Raw genomic sequence first — 15,417 nt, forward strand, 5'->3', positions numbered from 1 at the left:
CAGCTCACGCACATATTCAGGCGCATCAGGTGCGCCTGCCAGCAAGGCCGACGGAACAGTATCCGGAAATTCCATGCTCCCCTCCTGCCCTTGCCACCTGGCGGGCCGGTTCATTGTTTATTTGCCGGCGCCAAAGAAGTCTTGCCCTTGCTGCGGCGGCGCCACGCCCAGGTGGCGGTAGGCCGCCAGCGTGGCGATGCGCCCGCGCGGCGTGCGCTGCAAATAGCCTTGCTGGATCAAATAGGGCTCGATCACGTCTTCAATCGTGTCGCGCTCTTCACCAATGCTGGCCGCGATGTTGTCCAGGCCGACCGGGCCGCCATCAAAGCGGTGGATCACGGCTTCGAGTAACTTGCGGTCCATCACGTCAAAGCCCTGCGGGTCTACGTCGAGCATGGCAAGCGCCTTGTTGGCGATGTCCAGCGAGATGTGGCCGGTGCCCTTCACGTCGGCATAGTCGCGCACGCGGCGCAGCAGGCGGTTGGCAATGCGCGGCGTACCGCGTGAACGGCGGGCAATTTCAAAACCGCCTTCTTCGTCCATGGGCGCATTGAGCAACTTGGCGCTGCGCCGCACGATGCGTGCGAGTTCGTCGGGTGTATAAAACTCCAGCCTCGCGACGATGCCGAAGCGGTCGCGCAGCGGGTTGGTCAGCATGCCGGCGCGCGTGGTGGCACCCACCAGCGTGAAGGGCTGCAGGTCGAGCTTGATGCTGCGCGCCGCCGGGCCTTCGCCGATCATGATGTCGATCTGGTAGTCCTCGAGCGCGGGGTAGAGGATTTCTTCTACCACCGGGCTCAGGCGGTGAATTTCGTCAATGAAGAGGACGTCGTTCTTTTCAAGGTTGGTCAGCAGCGCCGCCAGGTCCTTGGGTTTTTCCAGCACCGGTCCGGAGGTCTGCCGCAGGTTCACGCCCAGCTCATGCGCAATGATGTGCGACAGCGTGGTCTTGCCCAGGCCGGGCGGGCCGAACAGCAGCACGTGGTCCAGCGCCTCGCTGCGCTTTTTGGCCGCACCAATGAAGATTTCAAGCTGGTCGCGCACCTTGGTCTGGCCGACGTACTCGTCAAACAGTTTGGGGCGCAACGCGCGCTCGATCGCCTCCTCGCCGGGTGAGGCCGGCGCGGCCGACATCACGCGCTTGGCGGGCGGGAAGTCGCCGGGAGCGAAATCGTCGGTTTGTATGCTCATACTGGGTTACCGGCCTATTTCGCCAGCGCCTTCAACGCCAGCTTGATGCCGTCACTCACGCCGATATCTTTGGGCAATGCCTTCAGTGCCAGTGCGGCGTCGCGGTCGCTATAGCCCAGCGCCACCAGGGCCTGCAGGATGTCGGACTGGGCATCGTTGGCGACGCTGACCTGGATACCGATGTCGGCGCCCAGTTTGCCCTTGAGTTCCAGCAACAGGCGTTCGGCGGTCTTTTTGCCGATGCCGGGCACCTTGATGATGCGGCCGGCTTCCTGCTGGGTGACGGCTTGCGACAGCTCTTCAACGCTCATGCCGCTGAGCACGCTGAGCGCGGTGCGTGGGCCTACGCCGGAAATCTTGATGAGCTGGCGGAAGGCGGCGCGTTCGGTGGCGCTGCCGAAACCGTAGAGGATTTGTGCGTCTTCGCGCACCACAAAGTGTGTCAGCAGGCTGACTTTTTCGCCCAGGCCGGGCAGGTTGTAGAAGGTGCTCATGGGCACCAGTACCTCATAGCCGACGCCGTTGCAGTCCACCAGGATTTCCGGGGGATTTTTTTCGGCCAGCTGGCCAGAGAGTCTTCCTATCATGGGCAAATCTTATCAGTCAGACGCAGGCGCCTGTTTGGGCGGACAATTGTGTTTTTCCGCCTTTAACCGCCGTTTTCCAGGAAAACCACCGCCTTGATTCTTCGTCACACCTTCACGCCGCCGAACAACACCCGCATGGGTCACCTGTGCGGACCCATGGACAGCCACATCCGCACCATCGAAGTGGCGCTGGATGTCACGATTGCCCACCGCTTCGAGCAGTTCAAGATCGACGGCACCAAGGTGAAGGCCAACCAGGCGCTCGAGGTGCTGCAGGCCCTGTACGAAATCGCCCAGCGGCCCATAGAGCCCGAAACCGTGCAGCTGATGCTGGCCGGCGACACCGCGCTCAGCATCGCGCCCGACGGCGCCATGGCGCTGTCGACCCGCCGCGCCGACCTGCGCGCCCGCACCACCAACCAGGGCACCTACCTGGAAAACATTGCCACCCACGACATCACTTTCGGTATCGGCCCCGCCGGCACCGGCAAGACCTACCTCGCCGTGGCTTGCGCGGTGGATGCATTGGAGCGCAGCACGGTGCAACGCATTGTGCTGACCCGCCCGGCGGTCGAGGCCGGCGAGCGCCTGGGTTTTTTGCCGGGTGACCTGAGCCAGAAGGTGGACCCTTACCTGCGTCCGCTGTATGACGCGCTGCATGAGCTGATGGGTTTTGAGCGCGTGCAAAAGGCCTTTGAGCGCCAGCAGATCGAGATCGCGCCGCTGGCCTTCATGCGCGGCCGCACGCTGAACCACGCGTTTGTCATCCTCGACGAAGCGCAAAACACCACGCCCGAGCAGATGAAGATGTTTTTGACGCGCATCGGCTTTGGCAGCAAGGCTGTGGTGACGGGCGATATCAGCCAGGTCGATTTGCCGCGCACGCAGTTGAGCGGCCTGGTGGATGCCGAGCGCGTACTCAAGCGCGTCAAGGGCATTGCGATCACCCGCCTGACGAGTGCCGACGTGGTGCGCCACCCGCTGGTGGCCCGCATTGTTGATGCGTACGACAAGACGCGGCCCGGCATCGCGGCAGAAATTGCTACAGATTCGATAGCTGCTCCCGCACGGCGCACAAGCGCCAGGAGCCGAAATGGCTCTTAAGAACCTGAGCTTGTCCTTGCAGTTTGGCGACCTGAAAGACGCCGCCCGCCACCGCGCAGCGCTGCCGCGTCACAGCGTGGCCCGCTGGATCCGCCACGCGCTGGCGCACGACGGCGAGATCACTGTGCGCATCGTCGACGCCGAAGAAGGCCAGGCGCTGAACCGTGACTACCGCCAGCGCGACTACGCCACCAACGTGCTGACCTTCGACTACACACGAGAGCCGGTGGTCACGGCCGACCTGGTGCTGTGCGCGCCGGTGGTGGCCAAAGAGGCGAAAGAGAACAAAAAGACCTTGCAGGCCCACTACGCCCATCTGCTGGTGCACGGCACGCTGCATGCGCAGGGCTGGGACCATGAAACCGGCGAAGCCGATGCCGAAGCCATGGAAGCGCGTGAAATCGAGATCCTGGCCGGCCTGGGCGTCAAAAACCCTTACCGCTGAAATTCAAGGTTTATTGGGCTTCAGCCCAATAGGGACGGGCGCAAGCAGCTATTGAATTAATAGCGAGTTTATGTGCCCGGCACGACCTGCAGCGGAATCGTTACCGGCCCGTCATTGACCAGGTGCACCTGCATGTCGGCTGCGAATTGCCCGGTTTCGACTTGCGGATGCACGCCGCGGGCCTGGGCCACAAAGTAGTCGTAGAGCCGGCGCCCTTCGTCAGGCGGGGCCGCACCGGTGAAGCTGGGCCGGTTGCCGCCCGAGGCGTCAGCCGCCAGCGTGAACTGGCTCACGATCAGCAGGCCGCCTTGGACGTCCTGCACGCTCAGATTCATCTTTCCCGCGTTGTCGGAGAAGATGCGCAGCTTGAGAAGCTTGGCCAGCAGCTTGTCAGCCTGCGCTTCAGCGTCGCCGCGCTCAGCGCACACCAGCACCAGCAGCCCGCCGCCTATCTGGCCGACGGTTTCGCCGGCAATCACCACGCGGGCTTCGGCCACGCGCTGCAGCACGGCCTTCATCAGTCGGTCACGCCGGCCGCGACAAACAGCGGCTTGCCGACCGGGCCGGCCAGGAAACTGACGAACTGCTGGGCCACATCCTGCTGTTTGCCGGAAGCCAGCGGCGCGGCGGTGTACGACGTGTAGTTCTGCACTTCGGCCGGAACCGGGCCGACGAACTTCAGGCCCTTGTCCCTGTATAGAAGAATCTCGGTCATCGCACCGAAACCGATCTCGCGGCCCTTGCCCTTGAGCACGTGCTCCATCACCGAGGCGCCGTCGGGATAACGCGTGGTTTTGCTTTCCACCTGCGCATACACGTCCATCTTCCTGAGCAGGCCCTCCAGGTACAAGCCGGTGGAGGCGCGGTTGAACACCAGCGAGTCGGCGGCCAGCACCGAGCGTTTGAGTGCCTCGGCATTGGCGATGTCGGGCACCGGTGCGCCTTCGCGCACAGCCACACCCATCCCGACACGGCCGACGTTGGCGCGTGTTTCCGCCAGCTTGCTGGCCGCGGCAAATTCGCCGATGACGGCGGGCGGCGCGATCACCACGTCAAACGCCGGGTTGCCGTCCATGCGCTTTTTCAGCTCGGGCGCGGTGTTGAAGGTGATTTTGGCGGTGTGGCCGGTCTGCTTTTCAAAAGCTGCCGCTGCCGCCTTGAGGCCGGGCTCGATGGCGCCGGCGCTCAGCACCTGGAGCTCCGCCGCCTGCGCGGCGGCGCTGAGCAGTGCGCAGGCAAGGACGCGGGCGGCAAGCGCAAGAGGGGGTCGTTTCATCAAGGCTCCTGGTCTCAGGGGTAGAAAGTCGGAAGGTCGGGGAAATTATCGGCGGCCGGAAGAGGGCGGCAGGCCATCAGATCAGGTCGGCCTCATCGTCGAAATGGGCTTCCACATCGGTGGGCAGCAGCTGGATGCTGGCGCGCAGGCCGGGCACGGCGCTCATCAGCGCCTGCTCAACGCTGGTGCGCACGGCCGCCGCGCGGCCCAGCGACCAGCTGGCCGGCATGTGCATGTGCATATCGACAAAGCGCCGCTGGCCGGCGCGGCGCGTGCTCAGGTGGTCAAAGCGGATGGTGGGGTGGCTGAAGCCTGCGAGTGTTTTCTGGATCTCGGTCAGCACTTCAGGCTCCACCGCCTCGTCCATCAGGCCCTGTGACGAGCGCCAGACCAGCCGGCCTCCCTCCCACAGGATATTCAGGGCCACGCCGATCGCCACCACGGCGTCCAGCCAAAGCCAGCCGGTCAACATGACAGCACCTATGCCGACCACCACGCCGGCTGAGGTCCAGACATCGGTCACGAGGTGCCTGGCGTCGGCCTCAAGCGCGATGGACCGATGCTGCCGGGCCGCGCGGAACATCGCCCAGGCCAGCAGGCCGTTGAGCGCCGAGCTGCCCACCGACAACGCCAGGCCCCAGCCAAGCTGCTGCAGCGGCCGAGGGTCCAGCATGCGGTGCACGGCAGCCCAGATGATGGCCAGCGCCGCGCCGACGATCAGCGCACCCTCGAAGCCGGACGAAAAATACTCGGCCTTGTGGTGGCCGTAGGGGTGGTCGTCGTCGGCAGGGCGCTGCGCAATCGTGACCATGGCCAGGCCAAAGAGGGCGCTGGCCAGGTTGACGAAAGACTCCATGGCGTCAGACAGCAGGCCGACCGAATCCGTGATGTACCAGGCCGCCGTTTTGAGGACGATGGTGGCTGCGGCCACGGCGACGGAAGTGCGCAGCAGCCGCTGCGGCGTCAGGGATTGCCAGGCGGGAAAATTCATCTGTGCATTGTGAGGTATGGGGGCATGCCGGGTAACAAACCGGAGAAGGATGGCGGGGTGGTAAGACTTGCCTGGCGAATCGTAACTAAAGGTAATGGATAATCCGCCCAAAGAGGTCTTCATGAAACATCGCTATCTGACAGCCTTGGCCGGACTGATGCTTGCAGCCGTGCAAGCCGCCGCACAAACCCGGCCGGAACCTGCCGCGGGTGCTCCGGCCACCCCGGCAGCGGCGCCGGCGCCTGCCGTCGAGGCATCGGCCATCCCCGCTTCTGTACCCTTGCCCCCGCCTCCACCCGCCCCGGGGCAGGCCGGCTTTCTGAAAACCCTGCGCGGTGATGTCAAGCTGCTGGAGGCCGGCGGCGCAGCGCGGCCGGCAAAGGCCGGAGACCCCGTGTTGCCCGCCGGCCGCATCGTCACAGGCGCCGACTCCGCCGCCAGCCTGGTACTGCGCGACGGCACCACGGTGGTGGTGGGTCCGGCTTCGCAACTGGACATCAAGGGTTTCAGCTTTGATGCCACCACACAAGAGGGCGGCCTGCTGCTCTCCCTGCTGCAAGGTTCGCTGCGCATGATGAGCGGCCTGGTGGGCAAGGCCCATCCCGAGACCGTGCGCATCGAGACCAAGACCGCTTTCATCGGCATTCGCGGCACCGACTTCATCGTGCAGGCGGACCCACAGCCATGAGAATCCATTTCCCCCTTCTCTCCGCCATTCTCCTGAGCACGCTGCTGGCGGCTTGTTCCACCGGCACCCGTGTTGTGCTGCTGCCGCAGGAGGGCGGTACGCCGTCCGCCGTGGTGGTGCGCGCCAGGGAAGGCGCAGGCGGCGAAGCGGTGCTGTCCGTGCCTTTCCAGCGTGCCACGGCAGCGCGGGGTTCAACGGGTGCCCCCAGGGTGGACCAGGCTGATCCGGCCAAGGTTCGCGCCGATAACGCTGCGCTGTATGACATGGCGCCGCCCAGGGGCAAGCGTTACACCGTGTACTTTGATGCGGGCGGCACGGTGCTGACGGCCGAGTCGCAGAAAATCATGGAAGACGTGCTCGCCGATGCGCTGGCCCGAAGTGGCGGCGACATCGTGATCACCGGCCATACCGACACTGTGGGCGCCGGAGCCAGCAACGACGTGCTGTCGGCCCAGCGGGCGCAGCAGGTGCGCCAGATACTGATCGACCGCCAGTTTCCGGCAGAGCGTATCGAAGCGGCGGGCCGGGGCGAGCGCGACCTGGCCGTGCCTACCGCTGACGAAGTGGAAGAACCGCGCAACCGGCGCGTGGCCATCGAGGTTCGGTAACAAGATGACTGGTATGCAGGTTAAATGCCTGTAGACCAATAGGGGTAAGCGCAAGCAGCTATTAAAATAGTAGCGTTCGGTCGCCGCCCCGAGTCTGCGGAAAGCGCCCCGGGCCGCAGTTCAGGCCAGCGTGACCCTGGCAAACTTGCGTTTGCCCACCTGCACCACATACGTTCCGCTGTTCAGCTTGAGCGCCTTGTCGCTCACCACGCTGGAGTCAATCCGCACGCCGCCGCCTTCAATCAGGCGCGTGGCTTCGCTGCCCGAGGGCGCGAGGCCGGCCGCCTTGAGCAGCGCGCCTATCCCCATCGGCGAACCGGACAGCGACACCTCGGGAATCTCATCCGGCACGCCGCCCTTGCTGCGGTTGATGAAATCCTGCTCGGCGGCGTCGGCTGCGGCAGCGGAATGAAAGCGCGCAGTGATTTCCTTGGCCAGCGCCACTTTGGCGTCCTTGGGGTTGCGCCCGCCGTCCACTTCGGCCTTCAGCGCTGCGATGTCGGCCTCGCTCTTGAACGACAGCAGTGTGTACCACTTCCACATCAGCACATCGGAGATCGACAGCACCTTGGCGAACATGGTGTTGGCGTCTTCGCTGATGCCGATGTAGTTGTTCTTGCTCTTGGACATCTTCTCGATGCCGTCCAGGCCTTCGAGCAGCGGCATGGTCAAAATGCACTGCGGCTCCTGGCCGTATTCCTGCTGCAGGTGCCGGCCCATCAGCAGGTTGAACTTCTGGTCGGTGCCGCCGAGTTCCAGGTCGCTCCTGAGCGCGACCGAGTCGTAGCCCTGCATCAGCGGGTACAAAAACTCATGCACGCTAATAGGCGTGCCGGCCTTGAAACGGTCGTTGAAGTCGTTGCGCTCCATCATGCGGGCCACGGTGTAATGAGAAGCCAGCTTGATCATGCCGGTGGCGCCCAGCGGTTCGCTCCATTCGCTGTTGTAGCGCAGCTCGGTTTTGGCGGGGTCCAGGATCTTGTCGGCCTGGGCGCGGTAGGTTTCGGCGTTGACCTTGATCTGCTCGGGCGTGAGCGGGGGCCGTGTGGTGTTGCGCCCGGACGGGTCGCCGATCAGGCTGGTGAAGTCGCCTATAAGAAAAATGACTGTATGGCCCAGATCCTGGAGCTGACGCATTTTGTTCAGCACCACGGTATGTCCGACATGAATGTCAGGCGCCGTCGGGTCCAGCCCCAGTTTGATGCGCAGCGGGACGCCCGTGGCCTCCGATTTGGCCAGTTTTTGTATCCAATCGTTTTCCGGGATCAGCTCATCGCAGCCGCGCAGGGACACCGCCAGGGCCTCCCTGACGCGGTCGGTGACGGGAAATTTTGTAACAAGCTCTTGATTCATAAGGGTTTTTCACATGTCGGGGAATTGTCCGACAGATATACTGGCGGCTCTCCTGCAGCGGCGGAGCCATTTTAGTTGGCCTGCAATTTGCTGATCAGGAAACTCATAACCGGATGGCTCCGGCCCCACCCCTGAATCCAGGGCTGGCCGCCAAAGCTCTCCACCTTTTATACAGCAGTCCGGTGCTCGCGCAGCGCCCGATGCACTTTTGTTGGGAATACTGCTTTGCCACTGCCATCTCCCTCCCAGATACTGCTGCCCATCGCCGACAGCCTCCGTCGCCATCCCAAACGGGTCACCGCCAGCCTTGCAGCACTGCTGCTGGGCACAGGTGTCACAGCATTCGGCGTTGCGCCCCTGGCACCCGATGCGGCCAACCTGCCGGTCCGCCAGATACTCGAAGCGGTCGAGCCTTTGCCCACGCAGATACAGACCGATTCCCTCACCGATTTCCGTTTCAAGCTGTTCCGCACCGAAAGCACCCGCAGCAGCGATACCGCCGACACCCTGCTCAAGCGCCTGAACATCGACGACAGCGCCGCAGCCGCCTTTTTGCGCAGCGACGCCAATGCGCGCCTGCTGTTGTCGGGCCGTGCCGGAAAGAACGTAACCGCCGAAGCCAGCGACAGCCAGCAACTGCTCAAGCTCAGCATGCGCTGGCCCACTGACGACGAAACGATGTTCAAGCGCCTCGTGGTCGAGCGCGGCGCCGCCGGTTTCAGCTCGCGCATTGAAACCGCCCCGTATGTGGCTACTGCGCGCTTGTCCAGCGGCAGCATCCAGACGTCGCTGTTCGCCGCCACCGACGACGCCCGCATTCCCGATGGCGTAGCGGTGCAGATCGCCGAAATTTTCTCCAGTGACATCGATTTCCGCCGCGCACTGCGCAAGGGCGACCGCTTCAACGTGGTCTATGAAAGCCTGGAAGCCGACGGCGAGCCGCTGCGCACCGGTCGCGTGCTGTCGGCCGAGTTTGTCAACGCCGGCAAGGCCTACCAGGCCATGTGGTTCCAGCCTCCGGGCGTGGACGCCGCGGGCGTTGCCCACAGGGGCGGCTATTACACGCTCGACGGCCAGAGCCTGCGCCGCGCCTACCTGAGCTCGCCCGTCGAGTTCTCGCGCATCAGCAGCGGCTTTTCAATGCGCTTTCACCCCATCCTGCAAAAATGGCGCGCCCACCTGGGCACCGACTTCGCAGCAGCTACGGGAACACCTGCACGTACCGTCGGCGACGGCGTGGTGGAGTTTTCGGGTGTCCAGAACGGTTACGGCAACGTGGTGTTCGTTCGCCACCGCAACGGCCATGAAACTGTTTATGCCCACCTGAGCAAAATCATGGTGCAGCGCGGCCAGAACGTCAGCCAGGGCCAGACCATCGGTCTCGTCGGCTCCACCGGCTGGGCCACCGGCCCACACCTGCATTTCGAGTTCCGCGTCAACGGCACCCAGCAGGACCCGATGACGATCGCCAAGCAGAGCGAGACCATTCCCGTGTCTACGGCTGCCATGCCGGCATTCAGGGAGCTCTCGGCGGGCGTGAAGACTCAGCTGCAAGCGGCCGCCACCATCACGCAAACCCGCGCTGAGTAACTAGAGCCCCCACGTTCGCTCACTGCGTGTAGCTCTCTGCCCCCCGAGGGGGCGCTGCGCCTGCGGTCTGGCAAAGCCAGTCCCGCGGCCCCTGCTGGTAAAGGCGGGGCTTTCACATTCGCCCACTGCGGCAAAATAGGCCCATGCCTACAACATCCGATCTCTTCATTGGCCTGATGTCAGGCACTTCGCTCGACGGTGCCGATGGCGTGCTGGTCGATCTTTCCGGTGGAAAATTGCGCGTGCTTGCTGCGGCCACCGAATCCTTTGATGGGCTGTTTCGCGCGGAGCTGCTGGCGCTGAATTCGCCCACGGACAACGAACTGCACCGGGCCGCCGTTGCTGCCAATCACATCGCGGCGGCGTATGCCAAAGTCGTCGCTGCGCTGCTTGTCCAGGCTGCTGCACAGGGGATCGTCGCCTCGCAGGTTCGCGCCATTGGCGCGCATGGCCAAACCGTGCGGCACCAGCCCCAAAGAACATCCCCCGACCCGGCGGGCGCAGGCTACACGCTCCAGCTCAACAACCCGGCTTTGCTGGCAGAGCTCACGGGCATCGACGTGGTGGCTGATCTTCGCAGCCGCGATGTGGCGGCCGGTGGCCAGGGCGCACCTCTGGTGCCGGCATTTCATCAGGGCGTTTTCGGCCAGGCGGACGTCACGGTGTCGGTGCTGAACCTGGGCGGAATTTCCAACCTCAGCGTGCTTCCGCCTGGCGCGTCGTCACCCGTGCTGGGTTTTGACTGCGGACCGGGCAACGCCCTGATGGATGCATGGTGCCTGCAACACACCGGTCAGTCTTATGACGCCAGCGGCGCCTGGGCGGCCACGGGCAAGCTGTTGCCGGACCTGCTGGCCAGCCTGCTTGACGAACCCTACTTTGCGCAACCGATTCCCAAAAGCACCGGCCGCGATCTTTTCAGCATGACCTGGCTGGCCGGCAAGCTCGCGCCCTTTTCCGCGGCGCGGCCACAAGACGTCCAGAACACCCTCGCTGAATTCACGGCAAGCGCCTGCGCGGCGGACGTCAACAGCCATGGAAAAGCCAGCAGCCTGCTGATCGTCTGCGGCGGCGGCGCGTTCAATACCCATCTTCTTGGGCGCCTGCAGGCCGGGTTGCCGCAGCTCAAGGTTGAGACTTCCGGCCAGCATGGTTTGCCACCTTTGCAGGTGGAGGCGGCGGCCTTTGCGTGGCTGGCACAGCAGGYGGTGTTGCGCAGGCCCGGTAATTTGCCAAGCGCGACGGGGGCAAAGGGGTTGCGGGTGCTGGGGGCGGTCTACCCCGCTTAGGCTGGGACGGATAGCGGTCGGTCTTGTTCCGGCGTTGCGCTTTCGTCTGAGGATTGCTGGCCGGGCTACCCCCGGCCAATCGCCCTCAGCAAAGAGCGCAAAGGCCGGAGCAAGAACCGGCCGATAAAAGCCTACCCCGCCAACTGCTTCCGCATCACCTCATGCCGGTGCCGGTAAGTCCCCAGCACCTCTTTGAACTGCTCACGCTGCGCACTGATGCCGGGCAGCTTTACCTTGGTCGTCTTGGCACCCAACAGGCCTTTTTCAGTCAAGGTAACCGTGAGGACATCACCGCCAAAACCGTTTTCATAGCCAAGGTTCTGAATGTCGTCCCACGAAAGTTCATCGGGCTTGCCAGGCAGCTGCAGGCCGCTGTATGTCACACCGACAGAGAGGGTGCCCTTGAGCTGAAACAGCACAGGGGGAAAGTAGCGCAGCACCAGCGCCTGCTCCATGTCATTGTCCGGCCCGTAGCGGTAAGCGAGGGTACGTTCATGGTCGGCGGCAAAACCCTGCTCGTAGGCCGACCACAGTCGTTGCTCAATCTGCGGCGCGGTCTGTATGTCGTCAGCCCAGTTGCGCAATGGTGGATCAGTCACGATGGCGCCGAAAGCGTCGGGCTTGACCAGGTGATGCACATTCTTCATGCGGTCCAGCATGGCCGGGTGCGAGTCAAACGGATGCGGCACGCTGGCTGTTCCCATGGCTTTCACGAATTTGGTAGAGGCGGCGTAGTGTGTCAGGCCCGAGGCCACAAACTGCGCAATGCCGAGTTGCTGGCCGTGCTGCCGGTCGTGCTCGAACAGTTCACGCTCGATTTCCGACCGGTAGCTTGCGTAGGCGGTAATCTTGATCAGCGATTCCACAATGGCCTGCGGCGAAACCAGCTTCGCGGCGGCGCGGTCGGCCTTGAATTCGCGCTCGCGGCTGTCACGCATCAGCGCGAATTCAAATATCACCCGGTACAGGTACATCAGGTGATAGACCGCAACCGTCAGACCACCGCCACGCATCAGGCCGAGGTAGTGGTCGTACTGCACAAGCTTGGGCCCAAGCCGGGCGCTGCTGGCGGCATCACCACCGCGAAAATGCGCGAGCTCATGGCCCAGCACGGCATCGGCCTGGGCACGGTCCAGCAGCCGCAGCAGCGGAAGGCTGACAAACAACGTGCGGCCGGTCAGCGCCTGGCCGGCCACGGTAAGCGGCGCTTCGGTGACAAAAAAATTGGTGTCAATGCCCGCCACGATCTGTTTGGGCGGCGCGGTCTTCAGGCGCGCGGCCAGAGCGCGTGTGTTGGCCCAAAGGCCCGGCGCGTCGCCGTCGCTGACCAGCTCCCCGTCAATGGTGTTTGCCATGGCGGGGCGCCGCAGCAGCCCGGCAATGGCAAAGAACACCGCGACAGCCACCACAAAGCCGATCAGCGCGATCAGCTTGATGTAATACACGTGAAAGAAGAATGCCGTCACCCAAAAGGACAGCCAGACAAGCATGGTGCCCTGCACCAGCATTTGCGCCGCGCTGGCCAGGCTCAGCAGGCGCCAGCCGGTCACAAAACTCAGGTACCGGGCCTTGCGGTTCCAGAAAGCCACGGCGCCCAGCAGCAGTTCCACCAGCAAGATGGCCACACCGCCGGCAATCGTCCATTTGGCGATGAGATGCGCTGCGTAAAACTGCCAGACTTCGGAGAACGGCTCGCAGAACATGTCCCTGTCCTGCACGAGGTCGGCGTTGGCGTCGGCACATATGCGGGAGACCGGGTTGTCACGGTAAAACTTCTTGGTGTGCGCCTTGCTTTCGGCGGACATGCTCGAGTCCTGGTCGACCTGCCGCTCTATCGACTGGATGATGGTGCGGTCGAGTTGCTGCTGTGCATGCCTGGCGAACAGCAAGGTTGAGCCCGGAACCAGAAACAGCGTCACCAGCGCGAGGGCCAGAACTTTCAGCAGGTCCTTCCTGATCCTGCTGCTCACCGTATTGCCGTCTTCTCCACTGCCTGCCATGCTCCGCTCCCTGTTTTTTAGTCATTAACCGCTTTGCTCGAGTGGCTAATATACCGGCCCTCGCCTGCTTTCCAAGGCGGGCGAAGCGAGCGCTGAGCGGTCACACCGGCCAGACCACGCCCTTGTCGTTCAGGATGGCATCGAGCGGAATGTCGTGCGGCTCGGGCTCCATGTCGGGCAGCCAGCCCTGGGTATAGCCCAGGCCCACTGTGAAAGGCCGTGGTTGCAGCGTGGCCAGCGTGCGGTCGTAAAAGCCCCCGCCATAGCCCAGCCGATAGCCCCCGGGGCCGTAACCTACGCAGGGCACGAACAGCAGGGTGGGAATAATCACCTCTGTATCTTTTGGTTTCGGAATGCCGTAGGCGTCTTCTTCCATGGGGCAGCCCGGGTACCAGGCATGGAAAGTCAATGTCTTGTGCAGCTTGTTGACCACCGGCAGACCGATCTTGCGCGGCGACCGCGCTGCTATGCTTTCAGTAGCTAGTTGCGCACGTTCCACCTGGTCCAGCGCCGGATTTGATGACGAATCCTGGCTCAAAATGGCATCTTCCTGCCAGCGGTACAGCGCAGGCAGCGGATCGAACTCGCCCTTGATGGGCCAATACGCGCCAATCACCTCGTGCGTGGAACCTACCAGCCAGATGCGCATCACACGCTGCAGCAGGTCAGCCCGCACCAGGCGGTCAGGCATGTTCAGTCGCGCTTCCACCAGCGCCTTGCGTATGCTTAATTTGTCCATAATGTCCCGATGCTATACAAATTTCTTAACGGCCCGGTACGTGCGGCCTCCCTGCCCGCCATTATTTCCGCGATTGCCTCCCTGACGCTGCTCGTCCCTGCAACCGCCCAAACCACCCTTCCCGCAAGCGCCAGCGCAGCCGACAACGTGATTGTGGAGATGAACAAGGCTTTCAAACGCGGCGACAAGGGCCGGCTGGCACAACTGCTGCCCCAGGCCCGGGGCCACGCGCTTGAGCCCTGGGCGGCCTACTGGGAACTCAAGACGCGACTGGGCGAAGCCAGTGCGCAAGAGGTGCAGGATTTTTTCGGCCGTTACGCCGGCACCTACCAGGAAGACCGGCTGCGCAACGACTGGCTGCTGCTGCTGGGCCAGCGCCGCGACTGGGCCGGCTTTGCCGCTGAATACCCCAACTACCGGATGAACGATGACAAGGAAGTGCGTTGCTACGCACTGCTGGTCGAACACCTCAAAAATCCGGTGGCTGATGCGCGCCTGGCCGACGAAGTGAAAAAGAACTGGTATGCACAGCGCGAGGCAGACGACGGCTGCAACTCGGCCGCCGAGCGGCTGGTTGGCACCAAAAACCTCACAGCGCAGGACGTCTGGATCAAGGCCCGCCTGGCCACCGAGGCCAACCGGCCACGCGCAGCGACCAGTGCGGTGCAGATCATTGCGCCCGACGCCGTCGGCATGGTCAATGAACTGAATGCCAGCCCCATCAGGTTCCTGGCGGGCAAACACCTCGCGCTCAGCAAGGCGCGGCGCGAAATCGTCACGCTGGCGCTGATCAAGATGGCGATCAGCGACACGGACGGAGCGGCATCCCAAATGGAAAACAAATGGGGCATGCAGCTGAATACCGAAGAGCGCAACTGGGTCTGGGGTGTGATCGGCAGGCAGGCCGCCACCCGCCTGGGCACCACGCCTGCAGGCGACGCGCTGCAGTACTTTTCTAAGGTCACCAAGGACACCGACCTCAGCGATGACATGCTGGGCTGGAAAGTCCGGGCCGCATTGCGCGCAGGGACACAGCCCAACTGGACGCTCGTGCTGGCAGCCGTCAACGCCATGAGCGACGACGCGCGCAAGGAACCTACCTGGAGCTACTGGAAAGCGCGCGCGCTGCTGGCCACCGCGCCGCCTGACGCAGCGCCCAAAGGCCCGATCGTCGTCGCGACCACACCCGGCGTAACGCAAACCATCAGCACCGGCATCACCATTGCGCCGCAGCGAGCCGAAGCCCTGGCCTTGCTGCAGTCCTTCGCGTCGGCCCGTGGTTTTTACGAGCAGCTCGCGCTGGAAGAGCTGGGCCAGAAGATCACGGTGCCGGCCAGACCAGCGCCGCTGACGGCCGAGGAAAAAGAAACTGCACGGCTGAACCCGGGCCTGAACCGCGCCGCTTATGCCATCGCCGTCGGCCTGCGCCCCGAAGGCACGCGCGAGTGGAACTACAGCACCAACCTGCACAAGCGCGGTGGCATGGCTGACCGCGACCTGCTGGCGGCCGCCCAGTTCGCCTGCGACCGGCAGATCTGGGACCGCTGCATCAACAC

Annotated in this window: 15 protein-coding genes; 7 read left to right on the top strand and 8 right to left on the bottom strand. The window is 63.7% G+C overall.

The genetic code is table 11. The annotated features are described in order from the left end of the window. Window positions 1-117: 117 nt before the first annotated feature. Window positions 118-1,191: a Holliday junction branch migration DNA helicase RuvB gene (ruvB, locus tag AC1DWI_RS02390; RefSeq protein ID WP_477670041.1), complete on the bottom strand. Its 1,074-nt coding sequence runs from the start codon at window positions 1,189-1,191 to the stop codon at window positions 118-120. 14 nt (window positions 1,192-1,205) lie between these two features. After that, window positions 1,206-1,778 (bottom strand): Holliday junction branch migration protein RuvA, encoded by a 573-nt coding sequence (gene ruvA, locus AC1DWI_RS02395; protein ID WP_477648181.1) that lies wholly within the window; start codon window positions 1,776-1,778, stop codon window positions 1,206-1,208. A 93-nt stretch (window positions 1,779-1,871) separates the two neighbouring features. Here ruvA and AC1DWI_RS02400 point away from each other — a divergent pair, with 93 nt between their 5' ends. After that, a complete protein-coding gene (locus tag AC1DWI_RS02400) occupies window positions 1,872-2,882 on the top strand; it encodes a PhoH family protein (protein ID WP_477670040.1) in 1,011 nt (336 codons plus the stop codon). Continuing rightward, window positions 2,872-3,327, top strand: a complete 456-nt coding sequence (ybeY, locus tag AC1DWI_RS02405) for an rRNA maturation RNase YbeY (protein WP_477670039.1) — start codon at window positions 2,872-2,874, stop codon at window positions 3,325-3,327. Before AC1DWI_RS02400 ends, ybeY begins: the two co-directional genes overlap by 11 nt. 68 nt (window positions 3,328-3,395) lie before the next feature. On the opposite strand, the gene dtd is transcribed toward ybeY, so the two are convergent. From dtd to AC1DWI_RS02420, 3 genes are all read right to left on the bottom strand, one after another. Then, the gene (gene dtd / locus AC1DWI_RS02410; RefSeq protein WP_477670038.1) at window positions 3,396-3,845 is read right to left on the bottom strand and encodes a D-aminoacyl-tRNA deacylase; all 450 of its coding nucleotides are present in this window, start codon (window positions 3,843-3,845) and stop codon (window positions 3,396-3,398) included. Further along, window positions 3,845-4,603, bottom strand: a complete 759-nt coding sequence (locus AC1DWI_RS02415) for a substrate-binding domain-containing protein (RefSeq protein ID WP_477670037.1) — start codon at window positions 4,601-4,603, stop codon at window positions 3,845-3,847. Before AC1DWI_RS02415 ends, dtd begins: the two co-directional genes overlap by 1 nt. Before the next feature lie 76 nt (window positions 4,604-4,679). Further along, complete coding sequence (locus tag AC1DWI_RS02420; RefSeq protein ID WP_477670036.1) at window positions 4,680-5,594, bottom strand: cation diffusion facilitator family transporter; 915 nt, start codon at window positions 5,592-5,594, stop codon at window positions 4,680-4,682. 121 nt (window positions 5,595-5,715) lie between these two features. On the opposite strand from AC1DWI_RS02420, the gene AC1DWI_RS02425 reads away from it, so the two are divergent. Together AC1DWI_RS02425 and AC1DWI_RS02430 are read left to right on the top strand one after the other, a co-directional pair. After that, window positions 5,716-6,282, top strand: a complete 567-nt coding sequence (locus tag AC1DWI_RS02425) for a FecR family protein (RefSeq protein ID WP_477670035.1) — start codon at window positions 5,716-5,718, stop codon at window positions 6,280-6,282. Continuing rightward, window positions 6,279-6,890 (top strand): OmpA family protein, encoded by a 612-nt coding sequence (locus tag AC1DWI_RS02430; RefSeq protein WP_477670034.1) that lies wholly within the window; start codon window positions 6,279-6,281, stop codon window positions 6,888-6,890. Before AC1DWI_RS02425 ends, AC1DWI_RS02430 begins: the two co-directional genes overlap by 4 nt. A 120-nt stretch (window positions 6,891-7,010) precedes the next feature. Here the strand turns inward: AC1DWI_RS02430 and tyrS are convergent, their stop codons facing one another. After that, window positions 7,011-8,243 (bottom strand): tyrosine--tRNA ligase, encoded by a 1,233-nt coding sequence (gene tyrS / locus AC1DWI_RS02435; protein WP_477670033.1) that lies wholly within the window; start codon window positions 8,241-8,243, stop codon window positions 7,011-7,013. A gap of 225 nt (window positions 8,244-8,468) precedes the next feature. On the opposite strand from tyrS, the gene AC1DWI_RS02440 reads away from it, so the two are divergent. Next, window positions 8,469-9,833, top strand: a complete 1,365-nt coding sequence (locus tag AC1DWI_RS02440; RefSeq protein WP_477670032.1) for a peptidoglycan DD-metalloendopeptidase family protein — start codon at window positions 8,469-8,471, stop codon at window positions 9,831-9,833. 143 nt (window positions 9,834-9,976) lie between these two features. Next, a complete protein-coding gene (locus AC1DWI_RS02445) occupies window positions 9,977-11,122 on the top strand; it encodes an anhydro-N-acetylmuramic acid kinase (protein WP_477724320.1) in 1,146 nt (381 codons plus the stop codon). A 131-nt stretch (window positions 11,123-11,253) separates the two neighbouring features. On the opposite strand, the gene AC1DWI_RS02450 is transcribed toward AC1DWI_RS02445, so the two are convergent. Next, on the bottom strand, window positions 11,254-13,122 hold the full coding sequence (locus AC1DWI_RS02450) for a M48 family metallopeptidase (protein ID WP_477670030.1): 1,869 nt from the start codon (window positions 13,120-13,122) through the stop codon (window positions 11,254-11,256). Between the two features lie 100 nt (window positions 13,123-13,222). Then, entirely contained in the window at window positions 13,223-13,861 is a 639-nt protein-coding gene (locus tag AC1DWI_RS02455) for a 5-formyltetrahydrofolate cyclo-ligase (RefSeq protein WP_477651343.1), read from the bottom strand. Between the two features lie 9 nt (window positions 13,862-13,870). Between AC1DWI_RS02455 and AC1DWI_RS02460 the strand changes: the two genes are divergently transcribed. Next, the coding region (locus AC1DWI_RS02460; protein WP_477724321.1) for a lytic transglycosylase domain-containing protein at window positions 13,871-15,417 on the top strand (1,547 nt) is incomplete at its 3' end.

It is taken from the genome of Polaromonas sp. P3_C2 (assembly GCF_056402675.1).

What these genes read in the sequence shown, in the direction of transcription:
- ruvB (WP_477670041.1), bottom strand. Translation starts at nt 1,191, where the DNA reads ATGAGCATACAAACCGACGATTTCGCTCCCGGCGACTTCCCGCCCGCC.
- ruvA (WP_477648181.1), bottom strand. Translation starts at nt 1,778, where the DNA reads ATGATAGGAAGACTCTCTGGCCAGCTGGCCGAAAAAAATCCCCCGGAA.
- ybeY (WP_477670039.1), top strand. Translation starts at nt 2,872, where the DNA reads ATGGCTCTTAAGAACCTGAGCTTGTCCTTGCAGTTTGGCGACCTGAAA.
- dtd (WP_477670038.1), bottom strand. Translation starts at nt 3,845, where the DNA reads ATGAAGGCCGTGCTGCAGCGCGTGGCCGAAGCCCGCGTGGTGATTGCC.
- AC1DWI_RS02415 (WP_477670037.1), bottom strand. Translation starts at nt 4,603, where the DNA reads ATGAAACGACCCCCTCTTGCGCTTGCCGCCCGCGTCCTTGCCTGCGCA.
- AC1DWI_RS02420 (WP_477670036.1), bottom strand. Translation starts at nt 5,594, where the DNA reads ATGAATTTTCCCGCCTGGCAATCCCTGACGCCGCAGCGGCTGCTGCGC.
- AC1DWI_RS02425 (WP_477670035.1), top strand. Translation starts at nt 5,716, where the DNA reads ATGAAACATCGCTATCTGACAGCCTTGGCCGGACTGATGCTTGCAGCC.
- AC1DWI_RS02430 (WP_477670034.1), top strand. Translation starts at nt 6,279, where the DNA reads ATGAGAATCCATTTCCCCCTTCTCTCCGCCATTCTCCTGAGCACGCTG.
- tyrS (WP_477670033.1), bottom strand. Translation starts at nt 8,243, where the DNA reads ATGAATCAAGAGCTTGTTACAAAATTTCCCGTCACCGACCGCGTCAGG.
- AC1DWI_RS02450 (WP_477670030.1), bottom strand. Translation starts at nt 13,122, where the DNA reads ATGGCAGGCAGTGGAGAAGACGGCAATACGGTGAGCAGCAGGATCAGG.
- AC1DWI_RS02455 (WP_477651343.1), bottom strand. Translation starts at nt 13,861, where the DNA reads ATGGACAAATTAAGCATACGCAAGGCGCTGGTGGAAGCGCGACTGAAC.